The organism is Janthinobacterium salmonicoloratum, from assembly GCF_051380845.1.
GTDB classification, from domain to species: domain Bacteria; phylum Pseudomonadota; class Gammaproteobacteria; order Burkholderiales; family Burkholderiaceae_D; genus Janthinobacterium; species Janthinobacterium lividum_F.
Map to the genome: position 1 here is coordinate 1 of NZ_JBNYXV010000020.1, position 1,364 is coordinate 1,364.

Consider the following 1,364-nt stretch of genomic DNA (forward strand, 5'->3'; position numbering starts at 1 on the left):
GCTTAATGAGATGGTCACCCTCCACCCTATAAGTTACTAAACTTGTAGGGTGTTTTCATTTCTGAAGGAGGCCATCATGGAAACCGTTACGCTCATCGGCATTGATCTCGGCAAACATAGCTTTCATGTCCACGGACAGGATCGCCAAGGCAAGGCGTTGCTGCGCAAGAAGTTCAGCCGCAAACAGCTGATCGAATTCCTCGCTAATTTTCATTCCTGCACCATTGTCATGGAGGCCTGTGCCGGAGCACACTGCATGGCCCGGCAACTGGCCGGCTTTGGCCATGAGACCAAGCTGATCTCGCCGCAGTTCGTGCGTCCCTTCGTCAAGAGCAACAAGAACGACTTCGTCGATGCCGAGGCCATTTGCGAGGCGGCCTGCCGCCCCGCCATGCGTTTTGTCACGCCCAAGAACGAATCCCAGCAAACGCTGTCGGCGCTGCACCGCGTGCGCGAATCACTGGTACGTGATCGTGTCAAGACGAGCAACCAGATCCACGGCTTTTTGCTGGAATTTGGCATCAGCCTGCCGGTTGGCCACGCCGCGATCAAACGCTTGCCTTCCGTACTGGCAGAACAATGCCTGCCGGCACGGCTGCTGATGCTGCTGGAGCGACTGCACGCCCATTTCAAGTACCTTGACGAACAGATCGCCGACATTGAGAAGGACCTGACCCGGCAAGTCACTGAAGATGATCTGGGCCAGCGGCTCATGACGGTGCCCGGCATCGGTCCGATCACGGCCAGCGTGCTTGCCGCCGAAGTGGGCGACGGCAAACAGTACCGCTGCGGACGCGACTTCGCCGCCGCTGTCGGGCTGGTGCCGCGCCAATACAGCACCGGTGGCCGAAACAAGCTGCTGGGCATCAGCAAGCGCGGCGACAAGAATCTGCGGCGCCTGCTGGTGCAGTGCGCGCGGGCCTATATCCAGAGGCTGGAGCGTCAACGTGGACGGCTAGCGCAATGGGTGCGCGCCATGCTTGCGCGGCGCCACTCGAATGTAGTGGCCTGCGCCCTGGCCAACAAACTGGCACGCACGGCATGGGCCATCGCGGCCCACCATAGCGAATTTGAAATGCAAGAGGCCCCCATGGCAACATGAGGGCCTCTCAGGGCTCACCGTTTTATCACACACCTACCTGGTTTTGCGACTGCTGACATTGGATGACGTGAACGGCACACCGGCCTGACGGATAACCTGGACGTAAAATCGGCACGTGAAGCCGAGGGCTTTTTCAGGACCGACAGGCGCGACTCTCATCGTGGCGCGGAGAACCATCTCCAACCAGACGCCGGATAGATTTAAGCAAGCCTGCTCACATCATACAAAATCAGCTTGCAAAAGGGAGGGTGACCATAGATTT

At 58.7% G+C, this 1,364-nt stretch carries 1 protein-coding gene; it reads left to right on the top strand.

All coding sequences use genetic code 11. The features are described from left to right. The first annotated feature begins 76 nt into the window (after positions 1-76). Complete coding sequence (locus tag ACQ4WY_RS28185) at positions 77-1,102, top strand: IS110 family RNA-guided transposase (RefSeq protein ID WP_436506916.1); 1,026 nt, start codon at positions 77-79, stop codon at positions 1,100-1,102. Positions 1,103-1,364: the final 262 nt, after the last annotated feature.

Coding starts and splice junctions, on each gene's coding strand:
- ACQ4WY_RS28185 (WP_436506916.1), top strand. CDS start 77: ATGGAAACCGTTACGCTCATCGGCATTGATCTCGGCAAACATAGCTTT.